Source organism: Streptomyces sp. NPDC047061 (assembly GCF_040643955.1).
GTDB lineage: Bacteria > Actinomycetota > Actinomycetes > Streptomycetales > Streptomycetaceae > Streptomyces.
Genome location: NZ_JBEYVI010000014.1, coordinates 90,939 through 105,543, shown reverse-complemented (window position 1 = coordinate 105,543; position 14,605 = coordinate 90,939). Strand labels below are relative to the sequence as shown.

The window sequence follows — 14,605 nt, the reverse complement described above, 5'->3', positions numbered from 1 at the left end:
GACGTGACTGCGGCCGTGCGGGAATGTGCCGGGGCGAACGGGGGTACCCGCGGGTGGCCCGGCGCGTGCGTCTCCGTCCCGCTCGCCGTGCGCCGGTCGCCGCCACGAGGGAGCCTTGATCCCGAGGACGCGACGCGCGGCCGGACGAGGAGGTGGTCGGGCGTGTCCGACGGGATGGGGGCGCCTCCGGCGGGAGCGGGGCCGGGCGTCGAGGTGCCTGCGGCCGCCGGCACCGGCTCCGGCCGGCCGCTGTTGTCGCTGGCGCTGGCCTCGATGATGGAGGAGGTCCAGGCGCACTCCGGCGCGGTCTATCTGCTGGCGGCCGACGAGCCGGTCCTGGAGATGGCGGTGACGGCGGGTCTGCCCCGGGCGTTCGTGGCGCCCTGGGAGCGGGTCGGGCTGACCTCCCCGATCCCGGTCGCGGAGGCGGTGCGGGAGCGGCGGCTGGTGTGGGTGGGCGGCGAGGAGGACATGGCGCGCCGGTACCCGCGCATCGCGGTGGTGCTGCCGTACGCGTTCGCGCTGGCCGCGCTGCCCGTGGCGACGGCGGACACGGTGTACGGGGCGGTGTACGTGACCTGGCCCGGCGCCCATCCGACGGTGCTGTCCGACCGGGAGCGGGCGTCGCTGACCGCGGGGTGCGGCCGGCTGGCGGTGCGGCTGGAGCGGGCCGCGCGGGAGAACCGGCTGCTGCGTACCGAGCCCGATCTGCTGGCGGCGCCGCCGTCCGGCGTGGCGGGCACGCTGGGCACGGTGGAGGCGGCGCGGATGGTCGGGCGGCTGCCGTACGGGCTGGCCTCGCTCGATCTGCACGGGCGGGTCGCCTTCGCCAACGAGGCGGCGGGCGAGCTGCTCGGCGTGCACGTCGACGATCTGCTCGGCACCCAGCCGTGGGTCTCGGTGCCGTGGCTGAACGACCCGATGTACGAGGACCGTTACCGGGCGGCGCTGATCAGCCAGCATGTGACGTCGTTCGTGGCACTGAAGCCGCCGGGCGACTGGCTGTCGTTCCGGATGTATCCGAGCACGACCGGGCTGACCACCCGGATCAGCCGGGCCCGGGCGGTCGCCGAGATGGTGGGCGCGGCGCCGCGCGCGGATGCGACGCCGTCCCCCCGGCTGGTCACCATCTCCCAGGTGCTGAGCCTGGCCGGGGCGCTGACCGAGGCCGTCGGGGTGCAGGACGTGGTGCAGCTGGTGGCGGACGAGGTCGCCCCGGCCGTCGGCAGCCAGGCCCTGGTGATCCTCGGGTCACGCGGTGGGCGGCTGCACGTGCTGGGGCATCGCGGGTACGAGGATCCGCGGATCGTGGAGCGCTTCGACGGCCTTCCGCTGGCCGAGCGGACGCCCGGCACCCATGTCCTGAACACCGGCGTGCCGGCGTTCTTCGAGTCGAGGCAGCAGCTGGAGCGGCTGTATCCGGACCGGCCCGAGACCCCGGACGGGTTCGCGGCCTGGGCGTATCTGCCACTGATCGCGTCGGGCCGGCCGGTGGGCACCTGTGTCCTCGCCTACGCCGAGCCGCACGCCTTCCCCGCCGACGAGCGTGCCGTGCTCACCAGCCTCGGCGGGCTGATCGCGCAGGCGCTGGAGCGGGCCCTGCTCTACGACGCGAAGAACCAGCTGGCCCACGGTCTCCAGGCGGCCCTGCTGCCGCACTCGCTGGCTCCGCCGTCGGGTATCGAGGCGGCCGCCCGTTATCTGCCGGCCATGCACGGCATGGAGATCGGCGGCGACTTCTACGACCTGGTGCCCACCCGGCCGCAGGCAGCGGCGGTGATCGGGGACGTACAGGGGCACAACGTGACGGCGGCCGGGCTGATGGGCCAGATCCGTACCGGCGTACGGGCGTTCACGAGTGTCGGGCAGACGCCGGCGGAGGTGATGCGCAGCACCAACCGGCTGCTGATCGACTCCGGCGCCGATCTGTTCGCGAGCTGTCTGTACCTGCGGCTGGACCCGGAGCAGGGGCGTGCGGTGATGGCCCGGGCGGGGCACCCGCCGCCGCTGCTGAGGCGTCCGGACGGGCGGGTACGGGTCCTCGACCTGGCCGGGGGCCCGCTGCTGGGCATCGACGCGGAGGCGACGTACCCGACGACCGAGGTGTCGCTGGCGCCGGGCTCGGTGCTCGCCCTCTACACCGACGGGCTGGTCGAGTCCCCCGGTGTGGACATCGAGGACGCGCTGGTCGACCTGGGGGAACTGCTCTCGGAGAGCGGCGACCAGCCGCTGGACAAGCTCGCCGACACGCTCGTGCGGCACAGTGCGGCGGCGCAGGAGCGTGTCGACGATGTCGCGGTGCTGTTGCTGCGGGCGGAGGCCGACGGCTGAACCTCGCCCGGCCCCGAGCCGGACGCGATTCGGTCCGGCCCTCCCGCCGGAGGGCCGGACCGTCCACCGTCGGCCGGAACCGCTGGTTGGCCGCGCGATGGGTCAGTTGGACGACGTGGTGCCGTCCGCGCCGGTCCCGGACAGGTCGCCCGTGCCCGTCTCGTCACCCGTGCCGGTCTCGTCGCCGGTACCGGTCTCGTCACCCGTGCCGGTCTGGTCGCCGGCCGTGGCGGACGGGTCGGCGGTGCCGCCGATCTGGTCGCCGCCGGCCTGGTCGCCGGCGCCGGTCTCGTCACCGGCGGTGGCGGACGGGTCGGCCGTGGCACCGGCGTCACCGGCGCCCGCGCCCGCGTCGCCGAGGGTCGCGCCGGTCGCCTGGAGGGCGGTGGTCACCGGCTGGAAGAAGGTCTCGCCGCCGGAGGTGCAGTCGCCGCTGCCGCCGGAGGTCATGCCGACCGCGCCGCCGTCCTGGGTGAACAGCGAGCCGCCGCTGTCGCCGGCCTCGGCGCAGACGTTGGTCTGGATGAGACCGGTGACGGTGTCGACACCGTTGGGGTCGGTCTCGCTCTGGAAGTTGACGGTGGCGTCGAGGCCGGTGACCTGGCCGTCGTGCAGCCCGGTGGTGGAGCCCATCCGGAACACGGTCTCGCCGACGGTGGCGTCGACGGCCTGGTTGATGGCGACGGTCTGGCCGTTGCCTATGTTGACGTCGCTCGTCGTCTGGGTGGTGGGGTCGTTGTACTTGACGAGCGAGAAGTCACCGGCGCCCGGGAACTGGGCCTGGTCCACGGTGGCGATCGGCTGGCCGGTCTCGGAGTCGGACCAGTCCTTGGCCGCGACCCCGCAGTGACCGGCCGTCAGGAAGGCGGGGGTGCCGTCCGAGGCGGTGACGTTGAAGCCGAGGGAGCAGCGGACGGTGCCGTCCTGCACCTGGGAGAAGATCGCGTCGCCGCCGGAGACGAGGGTCTTGAAGGTGCCCGACGACTTCTTGAGGGTCGCCATGTTCGAGCCGAGGCTCTGGACCGTCGACTCCAGCGTGTCCCAGTTGGAGCCGGTGACGGTGGAGTCGGCGGTGACCACGACCTTGTTGGTCTTCGGGTCGACGGCCCAGGCGGTGCCCGGGATGGTCGCCTTGGTCTTCAGGGTCTGGGCGACGGCCGCCAGTTCGGAGGTGCTGTTCTGCACCTGGCGCACGACCGCGCCGGCCTGCTCGGCCTGGACGACGATGTTGTTGTCGCCGCTGATGACGTTGACGACGAGCTGCTGCTTGCCGCTGTCGTAGTAGGACCCGGCGAAGGCCTGGCCCAGCAGGTCCTGCAGCTGCGAGGCAAGGTCCGAGGCGTCGGTCGCCTTCAGGGTCTTGGGGGCAGCGGTGGTGGCGCCGGAGGCGTTGTCCTGAGACGCGTTGGCCATCGGCAGCAGAAACGCCGCAGCGCCGAGCGCCGCGACACCGCCCACCGCGATAGCGGCCTTGCGCTTCGGAATTCGCTTGTGACTCAAACTTCTCGACCTCCAAGGGACGGAGTGTCTGCCGTTGCGGGGCAGTCGTTCGTGAGCGGCGCCTGGATGGCCATAGGTACGGGCGGGTCACGTGGTGCGTTCAATTCCGTTTGCCAACTTCCTTGACCCGGTGATGAATCGGCCATGGCGCGCCCGTGGCGGACCAGGTCCGCGTGCCGGGGCGCCGACGCGGGAACAATCCCCCATATGACGATGACCACCGCCGAAGCCGACAAGATCCTCTCCGCCAACTTCGCCCCCTGGGTGCTCGACCTCCAACTGGCCGTCGAGGCGCTGGGCGAGGACCGGGCGACTCTGCGTCTGCCCTGGTCGGAGCGGCTGTCCAGGGAGGGCGGCGGGCTGTCGGGGCAGGCGCTGATGGCGGCGGCCGACACGGCGACGGTGATCGCGGTCTCGGCGGCCCGGGGCGGCTTCGTCCCCATGACGACCGTGCAGCAGTCGACCTCGTTCCAGCGTGCGGTGACCGGTTCGGATGTCCTGATCGAAGCGGTGCTGACGAAACTGGGCCGCCGGATGGCGTTCGCCGACATCACGATGAGCGATCACAGGTCGGGTGCGCTCGCGGCCCGGGCGAGCACGGTCTACGCACTTCTGGGCTGACCGAACCGACACGTTCAGCAACCGGTCAATGACGGTCCGTTGCGATCACGGACCGGAATCCTTGCTTCAGGGAATCTGCACATCCCATACCCAAGCAAGGCACGGGGAGTGGCGGATCTGCACAACCGCGCGCCCCCTGCCGTGCCCTTGGCCCGGAGTGCCGGATTCGCCGCGGGGCAGGCAAGCCGTGCGGCAGGGGCGAAGTCGTGCGGCTTGTGAAGGAGTCGCCGACAAGCGGTGCGCGCGCCTGCACGGATGAGCCCTTCTGCGGCCCAAGTTCCCTGGTGAGGCGCCTGGTTGATTGGAAGCACGGACCGCGGGCGTGCTTTGATCCATCGCACCGCAGGGGCCGCCGAGGCTCCCGGAAACGGGCGTCCGGCGCCCGCGGTCACGGCCGTCCGCTCGTCCCCCAAGGGCCGTTGTTCGTCCCTGAAGGGCGTCGGGGGGCCGCTCCCCCCTTGTGAATATCCATATGAAGGGAAGTTCCATCATGAACTCCACCCCCCAGGTCGAGACCGTCGAGATCTCCGACGCCGAGCTCGACAACGTCTCCGGCGGCCTGTCCCTCAACGCCCTCGGCACCGTCACCGGCCTGGTGGACGGCGTCGCCCCGGTTTCCGGCCTGGTCAACACGGTCGTCGGCACCGTCGAGGGTGTCACCGGCCTGAACACCCAGCCGGTCACCAACCTGGTCGCCGGTCTCTGATCGCACCTCGTTGCCGTTGAGTCCCGGAGCCGCAACCCGGCTGCTCCGGGACTCTCGGATGCCCAGGGGCATCCCCTGAAACTCCAGCGCCTCTCCCCTAGGTGAGGGAAGTTCCGTGCAGTTCCGCCAACAGGCCCTCGCCAAGCTCCAGTCACCGGAGGAGCTCGATCTCCCCGTACGTTTCGCCCGTCCGCAGGGCTGGCTCGCGCTGTCCGTCTCGGTCGTCGTGATCGCGGCGGCCTCGGTGTGGGCGGTGACCGGCTCGGTCGCCTCCACGGTGGGCGCGCAGGCCATCCTCACCCACGGGCAGGGCAGTTACATCCTGCAGAGCCCGGTCGCCGGGCAGGTCACGGCGGTCCTCGCCGAACAGGGTGAACGCCTGCCGGCGAACTCCCCCGTCCTCAAGGTGCACACCAGCGAGGGCGACTCGGTCGTGCGCACGGTCGCCGCGGGCCGGATCAGCGCGCTCGCCGCGACCATCGGGCAGATCATCCAGACCGGCGCGAACGTCGCCGCCGTGGAGAAGATCGCCCACGCCTCGGACCCGCTGTACGCGACGGTCTACGTCCCCGCCGAGAACGCCTCCTCCATACCGGCCGACGCCCGGGTCGACCTGACCGTGTCGTCGGTGTCGACGCAGGAGTACGGCGTGCTGCGCGGCCATGTGAAGTCGGTGGACCGCTCCGCCCAGTCGGCCCAGTCGATCGCCGCGTTCCTCGGGGACAGCCAGCTGGGCGAGCAGTTCACCAAGAAGGGCCGCCCGGTGGCCGTCCTGGTCCGGCTGGACACGTCGAGCAGCACGAAGAGCGGCTACAAGTGGTCCTCGGCGGACGGGCCGCCGTTCCGGCTCGACTCCATGACCCTGGCCTCGGGTTCGATCCGGCTGGCCGACCAGCGTCCCGTCGATTGGCTGCTCCCGTGACCACCGCCCAGGAGACCCGCGGCCGCCGGCGTGCCGCCCCGCCCAAGCGACCGGTCCCCAAGGGCCGCGGCCGGACGGTCCGCACGCCCACCGTGCTCCAGATGGAGGCCGTCGAGTGCGGCGCCGCCTCCCTCTCCATGGTCCTCGGCCACTACGGCCGGCATGTCCCGCTGGAGGAGCTGCGCATCGCCTGCGGTGTCTCGCGCGACGGCTCGCGCGCCAGCAACCTGCTGAAGGCGGCCCGCAGTTACGGCCTCACCGCCAAGGGCATGCAGATGGACCTGGCCGCCCTCGCCGACGTGCAGGGGCCGGCGATCCTGTTCTGGGAGTTCAACCACTACGTCGTCTACGACGGCATGGGCCGCCGGTTCGGCCGCCGGGGCGTCTACGTCAACGACCCCGCCAAGGGGCGCCGGTTCGTGCCCATGGAGGAGTTCGACGGCAGCTTCACCGGAGTCGTGCTGACCCTGGAGCCGGGCGACGGCTTCGAGCGGGGCGGCCGGCGGCCGGGCGTCCTGGGCGCGATGCCGGCCCGGCTGCGCGGCACCGCAGGCACCATGCCCGCCGCCGTCCTGGCCAGCCTGCTGCTGGTGCTGGTGGGCGCGGCGGTGCCCGCGCTCAGCCGCCAGTACATCGACCTGTTCCTCATCGGCGGCCAGACCTCGCTGCTCACCGTGCTGTTCGCCGCGATGGGCACCTGCGTCCTGCTCACCCTGGTGCTGACCTGGCTGCAGCAGGCGAACCTGCTGCACGGCCGGATCGTCTCCTCCACCCTCTCCAGCGCCCGCTTCCTGCGCCACCTGCTGCGGCTGCCGGTGACCTTCTTCGCCCAGCGCAGCCCGGCCGACCTGGTGCAGCGCCTGCAGTCCAACGACCAGGTCGCCGAGACCCTGGCCCGCGACCTCGCCGCGGCCGGCGTGGACGCGGTGGTCGTCGTCCTCTACGCGGTGCTCCTCTACACCTACGACGCACAGCTCACCTTCCTCGGCATCGGCGTGGCCCTGCTGAACATCGTGGCGATGCGGCTCGTCGTACGGCTGCGCGCGACCCGGACCGCCAAGCTGCGCGCGGACACCGCCCGGCTCACCAACACCTCCTACACCGGCCTGCAGTTGATCGAGACGATGAAGGCCACCGGCGGCGAGGACGGCTACTTCCGCAGGTGGGCCGGACAGCACGCGAGCACGCTGGAGGAGCAGCAGCGGCTCGGCGTGCCGAGCGCCTGGCTGGGCGTGGTGGCCCCGACGCTCGCGACCCTCAACAGCGCGCTGATCCTGTGGATCGGCGGTATGCGGGCGGTCGAGGGCGGCATCTCGGTCGGTCTCCTGGTCGCCTTCCAGTCCCTGGTCACCCGCTTCACCGCCCCGCTGACCCGGCTCAACGGCGTCGCGGGCCGTATCCAGGACTTCGCGGCCGACGTGGCCCGCCTCAAGGACGTGGAGAACTTCCAGGCGGACCCGGTCTACGCCCGCCCCGGCGCCGGGGACTCCACCCGGCGACTGCAGGGCCACGTCGAGCTGGAGAACATCTCCTTCGGCTACAGCCCGCTGGACAAGCCGCTGCTCACCGGCTTCGACCTCACCGTCGGACCCGGCCGCCAGGTCGCCCTGGTGGGCGGCTCGGGCAGCGGCAAGTCCACGGTCTCCCGGCTGATCTCGGGCCTGTACTCCCCCTGGGAGGGCGTGATCCGCATCGACGGACAGCGCCTGGAGGACATCCCGCGCGGCGCCCTCGCCGCCTCCGTCTCCTTCGTCGACCAGGACGTCTTCCTCTTCGAGGGGTCGGTACGCGACAACGTGGCGCTGTGGGACCCGTCCATCCCGGACGAGGCGGTGGAAGAGGCGCTGCGGGACGCGGCCCTGTACGACGTGGTGGCGCGCCGGCCCGGCGGCATCCACAGCAGGGTCGAGCAGGACGGCCGCAACTTCTCCGGCGGCCAGCGCCAACGCCTGGAGATCGCCCGGGCGTTGGTGCGCCGCCCCAGCATCCTGGTCCTCGACGAGGTGACCAGCGCCCTGGACGCCGAGACCGAGCTGACCGTCATGGACAACCTGCGCCGCCGCGGCTGCGCCTGTGTCGTCATCGCGCACCGGCTGAGCACGGTGCGCGACAGCGACGAGATCGTGGTGCTCCAGCACGGCACGGTCGTGGAACGCGGGCGGCACGACGAGCTGGTGGCACACGGCGGGGCGTACGCCGCGCTGGTCAGGGAGCGATGAGATGACGACCGTGGACCAAGGCGACCTCGTACTCGGCGCGTTCGGCTCGCTGGGCGCCCGGATCGACTGCGCCGGCATCAACCGCCTCGACCTCGAAGGCCCGCAGACGCTGTGGCTGGTGGCGTCCGGCGCCCTGGACCTGTTCGCGGTGGACGCCGAACAGCAGGGCCACTGGCACCACCTGGGCCGCCTGGAGGCGGGCTCGCTCCTGCTCGGCCCGGTCGCGGGACCGCAACACACCCTGGTGGCACGCCCGTTGCGGGACTGCGTGGTGCACCGCATCGGCCTGCGCGAGCTCCACCAGCCCGCCCCCACCCAGACCTGGTCCTACGACGCGTACGGCAACCCCCAGTACGTCCCGCCGGCCACCAGCCCCCTGGAGTACGCCCTCGCCCTCGGCGTCGGCCGCGGCCTGTCCATCCTCTTCCAGGCCCCGATGACCGCCAGTGAGCGGGCCGCGGCCCCGACCGACGACGACGTCTTCTGGATGCAGGTGCCGCCGGGCAGTGTGCAGTACGGCTCGCTGTACGGCGCGGAGGCCGCCGCCGACCTGCTGATGGACCCGGCGCTGTGGCAGAGCATGGTCGACCAGCAGTACCGGCTGCTGACCACCCTGGACCGGTGGATCGAGCAGCTGGAGCGCACCCACGAGTCCCGAACAGCGGCCGGCATCAAGGCCGGTGAGGCGGTCCGCGCGCAGGCCGACCGGACCCTCCTCGCGTCCATCGGCAAGGCGGCCAAACGCACCACGGCCGCCGACGCCGACGCCTCCTACGCGGCCTGCAGACTGGTCGCCGAGGCCGCGGGCATCACCCTCGCGGAGCCCGCGCAGAGCGGCACCGAGAGCGACCGCATCGACCCGGTCGAACGGGTGGCCCTCGCCTCCCGGGTGCGGACCCGGGCGGTACGCCTCGACGGCCGCTGGTGGCACGACAACGTCGGCCCGCTGGTCGGGCACCGCGCCCTGTCCGGCGCTCCCGTCGCGCTGCTGTGGCGGCGCGGCGGCTATGTGGCCGTCCACCCGGCGACCGGCCGGGAGACACCGATCGAGAAGGCGAACGCGGCGGAGTTCGAGCCGCGCGCGGTGATGTTCTACCGGCCGCTGCCCGACAAGGCGCTCAGCCCGCTCGGCCTGCTCCGGTTCAGCATGCGCGGCACCCGCGGCGACCTCGGCGGTCTGCTGCTGGCCGGGCTGGTGACCGTGGCGATCGGCTCGCTGGTGCCGATCGCGACCGGCAAGGTGCTGGGCGACTACGTGCCGAAGGCCCAGACGGACCTGATCGTGCAGGTCTGCCTGGCCGTGATGATCAGCGCCGTGGTGTCGGCCGCGTTCACCCTCCTGGAGAACCTCACCATCCTCCGCCTGGAGGGCCGTATCGAGGCGACCCTGCAACCGGCCGTCTGGGACCGGCTGCTGAGGCTGCCGACGAAGTTCTTCACCCAGCGCTCGACCGGTGAGCTGGCCAGCGCGGCGATGGGTGTCAGCGCGATCCGCCGGCTACTGGCGGGGGTCGGCCCGGTGGTCGCCCAGTCGGTGACCGTCGGGGCGATGAACCTGGGCCTGCTGTTCTGGTACAGCGTGCCGATGGCGCTCGCGGCCCTGGGCATGCTGGTCGTCATCGCCGCCCTGTTCCTGGGGCTCGGGCTGTGGCAGGTGCGCTGGCAGCGCAAGCTCGTGATGCTCGGCAACAAGCTGAACAACCAGGCCTTCCAGACCCTGCGGGGCCTGCCCAAGCTGCGGGTGGCGGCGGCCGAGAACTACGCGTACGCCGCCTGGGCGGGCGAGTTCGCGCGCAGCCGGGAGCTCCAGCAGAAGGTGGGCCGGATCAAGAACCTCACCAGCGTGCTGGGTTCGGTCTACCTCCCGGTCTGCACCCTCCTGATGTTCATGCTGCTCGCCGGCCCGGCGCGGGGCGCCATGGACGCGGCGGCCTTCCTCACCTTCAACACGTCGGTGACGATGCTGCTCACCTCGGTCACCCAGCTGACCGGCTCCTTCGTGTCGGCGGTGGCCGCGCTCCCCCTGTTCGAGGAGATCAAGCCGGTCCTGGAGGCCGCCCCCGAGGTCCGCACCGCCAGCACCCGCCCCGGCCCGCTGTCCGGCGCCGTCGAGGCCCGGCGCCTCTCCTTCCGGTACACGGACGACGGTCCCCTGGTCCTGGACGACGTCTCCTTCGACATCCGCCCCGGCGAGTTCGTGGCGGTCGTCGGCCCCAGCGGCTGCGGCAAGTCGACGCTGCTGCGCCTGCTGATCGGCTTCGACAAGCCGGTCTCGGGAAGCGTCCTCTACGACGGCCAGGACCTGGGCGCCCTCGACCAGTCGGCGGTCCGCCGCCAGTGCGGCGTGGTGCTCCAGCACGCCCAGCCGTTCACCGGCTCGATCCTGGACGTCATCTGCGGCACCGAGCCGTACACGCCGGAGGAGGCGATGGCGGCCGCCGAGATGGCGGGCCTGGCCGAGGACATCAGACGGATGCCGATGGGACTGCACACGATCGTCGCCGGGAGCGGCGCGATCTCGGGCGGCCAGCGGCAGCGGCTGATGATCTCCCAGGCGCTGATCCGGCGCCCCCGCATCCTCTTCTTCGACGAGGCGACGAGCGCCCTGGACAACGACACCCAGCGCACGGTCATCGAGAGCACGCGCAAGCTGAACGCCACCCGGATCGTGATCGCCCACCGGCTGTCGACGGTCATGGACGCCGACCGGGTGATCGTGATGGAGGACGGCAAGGTCGCCCAGCAGGGCCCGCCGGCCCAGCTGCTCGCCGACACCGGCGGGCGGCTGCACGAGCTGGTGCGACGCCAGCTGGCGTGACGGGTCAGGCGCCGGGAATCGGGGCGCCGGAAGGCAGGCCGGCGTCCAGATAGCCCTGGTAGTACTCCTTCCAGGGCGCGGTGACGCCGGCATGCGGGCCCTGGAGACGCTCGCCGCGGGCCTTGGCGTCGAGGGCGGAGAGGCAGACCTCCCAGCCGGCGCTGTTGCGGGCGGCGGTGTTCTCCTCGCCCAGGACGTGGGTGAGGGTGAAACGGGTGTGCTCTTCGCCGTCCGGTGCGAGGTCGAAGCGGAGTTCGTCGCCGCCCCAGTCGAAGGACAGGTGCCGGGGCGGGTCGACGGCCAGGACCGTGCCGGTCGACCCGGGCATGTTCGGGTCGCCGGTGAACGTGATGCCGCCGCCGGGGCGCAGGTCGATCTCGGCGCGGGAGGGGAACCACGCGGCGAGTTCGTCGGGGTCGGTGACGAAGTGCCAGACCCGGTCGATCGGATGGCCGTAGACGCGGCTGAAGCGGACGGCGGGGCGGCCGTCGTCGAGGGTGACGTAGGTACCGGTGAGTTCGGCGGACACGGGGATCAGTCCTTCGCCTTCGAGGAGGTTTCTTCCGGGTCGTCCGCCGTCTCGTCGAGGCGGCGTCCGAGCGCGTCCAGGCTGCTGGTCCACAGCCGGCGGTAGGGGGCCAGCCAGGCGTCCAGCTCGGCGATGGGGGCCGGGTCGAGGGCGTAGACGCGGCGCTGCGCGTCCTGTCGTACCCGGACCAGGCCCGCCTCGCGCAGCACCTTGAGGTGTTTGGAGGTACTCGGCTGGCTGAGGCCGCAGGCGTCCACGATCTCGCCGACGGGCCGGGGGCGGGCGAGGAGGAGGCCGACCATGGCGCGGCGGTGGGGGTCGGCGAGGGCGGCCCAGAGGGTGTCGGTGGCCATGGGTTTAATATGCCCAGCAAGCTATATTCCTGTCAAGGAATACAAAGAGGTGCGACGGCTTGCACGAACACTTGAGACCGGTGGGGGCTGGTCGCGCACACGCGGCGGAGCCGCATATGCACACAGCCCCGCCCCCTAGGCAGATGCGCTTGCCTCTTCCTTCCAGTGCAGGATCGTGACCAGCACCCGGACCGCCGCCGCGAACCTCGCCGGATCGCGCAGGTACTCCATGTGGATCCCGGGGAACTCCGCCCATTGCGCGCCGATCCGGCGGGCGATCTCGATCGACGGGCGGGCGTAGTACGTGCCCCTGTCCTCGCTGCCCGCTCCCAGCACGATCGGGAACGGGGCCGAGCGCAGGGCCTCCTCGTCGGGGAGGAAGGCGGCCAGGGCAGGCCACTCGGCGATGAAGAGGTGGTCCTGGTTGCCGAGGAACCGCTTCCAGAGGTCGTCCGGCCAGCGGTAGGTCCCCTCGCCGCGCACCCCCTGCGCGAAGCGGCGGCCGGCCGCCGGTGCGCCGCCTTCGGCGTAGGCCGCGGCCAGCTCCGGGAAGAAGTCGCGGGCCCGGTCGCCCTCGGGCAGGACGTTCACGGCCGGGGGTTCATGGGCGATGAGCCCCGACACCGCCTCCGGATGCCGGGCGGCCAGGGCGAGGCCGATGATCGCGCCCGCACTGCTGCCGAACACCAGCGCCCGGCCGCCGACGAGGCCCTCGACGACCGCGCGGGCGTCCGCCGCCTGTTCACCGAGGGTCGTCGGGGTGCCGCTCCGGCCCGTACTGCGCGAGTTGCCACGCCGGTCGTAGGTGATCACGGTGAAGGCGTCCGCGAGGTCCTCGGCGACCGTCGAGTAGTAGCCCGCGTCGCCGCCCGCGCCACTGATCATCAGGAGGGCCGGACCGGCGCCCCGCACCTCGTAGTAGAGGTTCGCGCCGGTCACCGCGAGCATGCCGTCGGTCATGATCGGTCTCCGTCCCCAGCGAAACGTTGCCGTTTCGCTGAAAGTGCTCTAGTCTCGATGTGTACGAAACCGTTTCGTTCGCGGCTCCGCAAATCCCGAACGACTTCCCTGGAGTGGTTCCCCCATGTCTGAGAAGACTCTGACCGACGACGCCCGCGTCGGTGCCGCGGAGGCACCTCCGGCCGCCGCCTCCTCGAAGCGGTGGTGGATCCTCGCGGTCATCGCCGTCGCCCAGCTGATGGTGGTGCTCGACGCCACCATCGTGAACATCGCCCTCCCGTCCGCCCAGGCCGACCTCGGGTTCTCCGACGGCAACCGGCAGTGGATCGTCACCGCGTACGCCCTCAGCTTCGCGTCCCTGCTGCTGCTCGGCGGACGGATCGCCGACCTGTTCGGCCGCAAGACCGCCTTCCTCATAGGAGTCGTCGGCTTCGCCGCCGTGTCGGCGCTGGGCGGTGCCGCGAACGGCTTCGGGATGCTGGTCACGGCGCGTGCCCTGCAGGGTGCCTTCGGCGCGCTGCTCGCCCCGACCGCGCTCTCGCTGCTCAACACCACGTTCACCGACGCCCGTGAGCGGGCCCGGGCGTTCAGTGTCTACGGCGCCATCGCCGGTGCCGGCGGTGCGGTGGGCCTGCTGCTCGGCGGCGTCCTCACCGACACGTTCGACTGGCGCTCGACCCTGTACGTGAACGTCGCGATCGCCGTCGTCGCCTTCGCGGGCGGTATGGCGCTGCTGCACAACCACCGTGACGCCGGGAACGCCAAGCTGGACGTGCCGGGCACGGTCCTGGTCGCCGCCGGTCTCTTCTCGCTGGTCTACGGCTTCTCCAACGCCGAGACGCACGACTGGGGTTCGCCGCTGACCTGGGGCTTCCTGATCGCCGGCGTCGCGCTCCTGGCGGCCTTCGCCTGGTGGCAGACCAAGGCCAAGTACCCGCTGCTGCCGCTGGGCATCCTGATGGACCGCAACCGCGCGGCCTCGTTCCTCGCCGTACTGATCTCCGCCGGCGGCATGTTCGGCGTGTTCCTCTTCCTCACCTACTACCTGCAGTTGAACCTCGGCTTCAGCCCGACGAAGACCGGTGTGGCGTTCCTGCCGATGATCGGCGGGCTGATGGTGACGGCACAGATCGGTACCCAGATCCTGGTGCCACGGTTCGGACCGAAGGTGGTCATCCCGCTGGGCTTCGCGGTCTCCGCGGCCGGCATGGCCTGGCTGACCGATATCGGCGTCGGCTCCAGCTACCTCAGCGCGGTGCTGCCGCAGCTGATCATCACCGGCCTCGGCCTCGGCCTGGTCATGCCGGCCGCCATGCAGATGGGCACGGGCGGGGTGACGGCCGACGAGGCCGGTGTCGCCTCGGCGACGGTCAACGCCATGCAGCAGGTGGGCGGTTCGATCGGTACGGCGCTGCTCAACACGCTCGCGGCGAGCGCGGCGACGGACTACCTGGCCGGGAAGGACGCGACCAGCAAGCTGGTGCAGGCGCAGGCGACGATCGAGAGCTACACGACCGCGTTCTGGTGGTCGGCCGGAATGTTCGCGGCCGGCGCGGTCATCGCCTTCCTGCTGTTCCGCAAGGGGGTGCCGCAGCAGGACGCGAACGCGGCGCCGGTTGTTCACATGTAACTGCCGTCGCAGAGCC

General features: G+C 71.8%; 11 protein-coding genes. 7 read left to right on the top strand and 4 right to left on the bottom strand.

The annotated features are described in order from the left end of the window. Positions 1-174 precede the first annotated feature (174 nt). Complete coding sequence (locus ABZ887_RS21575) at positions 175-2,331, top strand: SpoIIE family protein phosphatase (protein ID WP_361291945.1); 2,157 nt, start codon at positions 175-177, stop codon at positions 2,329-2,331. A gap of 102 nt (positions 2,332-2,433) precedes the next feature. Here the strand turns inward: ABZ887_RS21575 and ABZ887_RS21570 are convergent, their stop codons facing one another. After that, positions 2,434-3,831: a S1 family peptidase gene (locus ABZ887_RS21570; protein ID WP_361291756.1), complete on the bottom strand. Its 1,398-nt coding sequence runs from the start codon at positions 3,829-3,831 to the stop codon at positions 2,434-2,436. Between the two features lie 207 nt (positions 3,832-4,038). Here ABZ887_RS21570 and ABZ887_RS21565 point away from each other — a divergent pair, with 207 nt between their 5' ends. From ABZ887_RS21565 to ABZ887_RS21545, 5 genes are all read left to right on the top strand, one after another. Continuing rightward, positions 4,039-4,452, top strand: a complete 414-nt coding sequence (locus ABZ887_RS21565) for a PaaI family thioesterase (RefSeq protein ID WP_361291754.1) — start codon at positions 4,039-4,041, stop codon at positions 4,450-4,452. Positions 4,453-4,942: 490 nt separating this feature from the next. Then, a complete protein-coding gene (locus tag ABZ887_RS21560; protein ID WP_351711832.1) occupies positions 4,943-5,158 on the top strand; it encodes a type A2 lantipeptide in 216 nt (71 codons plus the stop codon). Positions 5,159-5,273: 115 nt separating this feature from the next. Next, complete coding sequence (locus tag ABZ887_RS21555) at positions 5,274-6,080, top strand: HlyD family efflux transporter periplasmic adaptor subunit (protein ID WP_361291752.1); 807 nt, start codon at positions 5,274-5,276, stop codon at positions 6,078-6,080. Further along, positions 6,077-8,299: an NHLP family bacteriocin export ABC transporter peptidase/permease/ATPase subunit gene (locus ABZ887_RS21550; protein WP_361291750.1), complete on the top strand. Its 2,223-nt coding sequence runs from the start codon at positions 6,077-6,079 to the stop codon at positions 8,297-8,299. The genes ABZ887_RS21555 and ABZ887_RS21550 overlap by 4 nt, the downstream gene beginning before the upstream one ends. A gap of 1 nt (position 8,300) precedes the next feature. Next, a complete protein-coding gene (locus tag ABZ887_RS21545) occupies positions 8,301-11,117 on the top strand; it encodes an NHLP bacteriocin export ABC transporter permease/ATPase subunit (protein WP_361291748.1) in 2,817 nt (938 codons plus the stop codon). Between the two features lie 4 nt (positions 11,118-11,121). Here ABZ887_RS21545 and ABZ887_RS21540 read toward each other — a convergent pair whose 3' ends face one another. The 3 genes from ABZ887_RS21540 to ABZ887_RS21530 all read right to left on the bottom strand — a co-directional run bounded on the left by ABZ887_RS21540 (position 11,122) and on the right by ABZ887_RS21530 (position 12,959). Further along, complete coding sequence (locus ABZ887_RS21540) at positions 11,122-11,646, bottom strand: SRPBCC family protein (RefSeq protein WP_361291746.1); 525 nt, start codon at positions 11,644-11,646, stop codon at positions 11,122-11,124. A 5-nt stretch (positions 11,647-11,651) separates the two neighbouring features. Further along, a complete protein-coding gene (locus ABZ887_RS21535; RefSeq protein WP_361291744.1) occupies positions 11,652-11,999 on the bottom strand; it encodes a metalloregulator ArsR/SmtB family transcription factor in 348 nt (115 codons plus the stop codon). Positions 12,000-12,134: 135 nt separating this feature from the next. Then, positions 12,135-12,959: an alpha/beta fold hydrolase gene (locus ABZ887_RS21530; RefSeq protein WP_361291742.1), complete on the bottom strand. Its 825-nt coding sequence runs from the start codon at positions 12,957-12,959 to the stop codon at positions 12,135-12,137. A gap of 124 nt (positions 12,960-13,083) precedes the next feature. Between ABZ887_RS21530 and ABZ887_RS21525 the strand changes: the two genes are divergently transcribed. Then, positions 13,084-14,589 carry an MFS transporter gene (locus ABZ887_RS21525; protein WP_361291740.1) on the top strand — a complete coding sequence of 502 codons (1,506 nt, stop codon included), beginning with the start codon at positions 13,084-13,086 and terminating at the stop codon, positions 14,587-14,589. Positions 14,590-14,605 lie beyond the last annotated feature (16 nt).

Excerpts from the sequence above, each read along its gene's own strand:
- ABZ887_RS21545 (WP_361291748.1), top strand. The coding sequence starts at position 8,301 with ATGACGACCGTGGACCAAGGCGACCTCGTACTCGGCGCGTTCGGCTCG.
- ABZ887_RS21530 (WP_361291742.1), bottom strand. The coding sequence starts at position 12,959 with ATGACCGACGGCATGCTCGCGGTGACCGGCGCGAACCTCTACTACGAG.
- ABZ887_RS21575 (WP_361291945.1), top strand. The coding sequence starts at position 175 with ATGGGGGCGCCTCCGGCGGGAGCGGGGCCGGGCGTCGAGGTGCCTGCG.
- ABZ887_RS21535 (WP_361291744.1), bottom strand. The coding sequence starts at position 11,999 with ATGGCCACCGACACCCTCTGGGCCGCCCTCGCCGACCCCCACCGCCGC.
- ABZ887_RS21525 (WP_361291740.1), top strand. The coding sequence starts at position 13,084 with ATGTCTGAGAAGACTCTGACCGACGACGCCCGCGTCGGTGCCGCGGAG.
- ABZ887_RS21560 (WP_351711832.1), top strand. The coding sequence starts at position 4,943 with ATGAACTCCACCCCCCAGGTCGAGACCGTCGAGATCTCCGACGCCGAG.
- ABZ887_RS21565 (WP_361291754.1), top strand. The coding sequence starts at position 4,039 with ATGACGATGACCACCGCCGAAGCCGACAAGATCCTCTCCGCCAACTTC.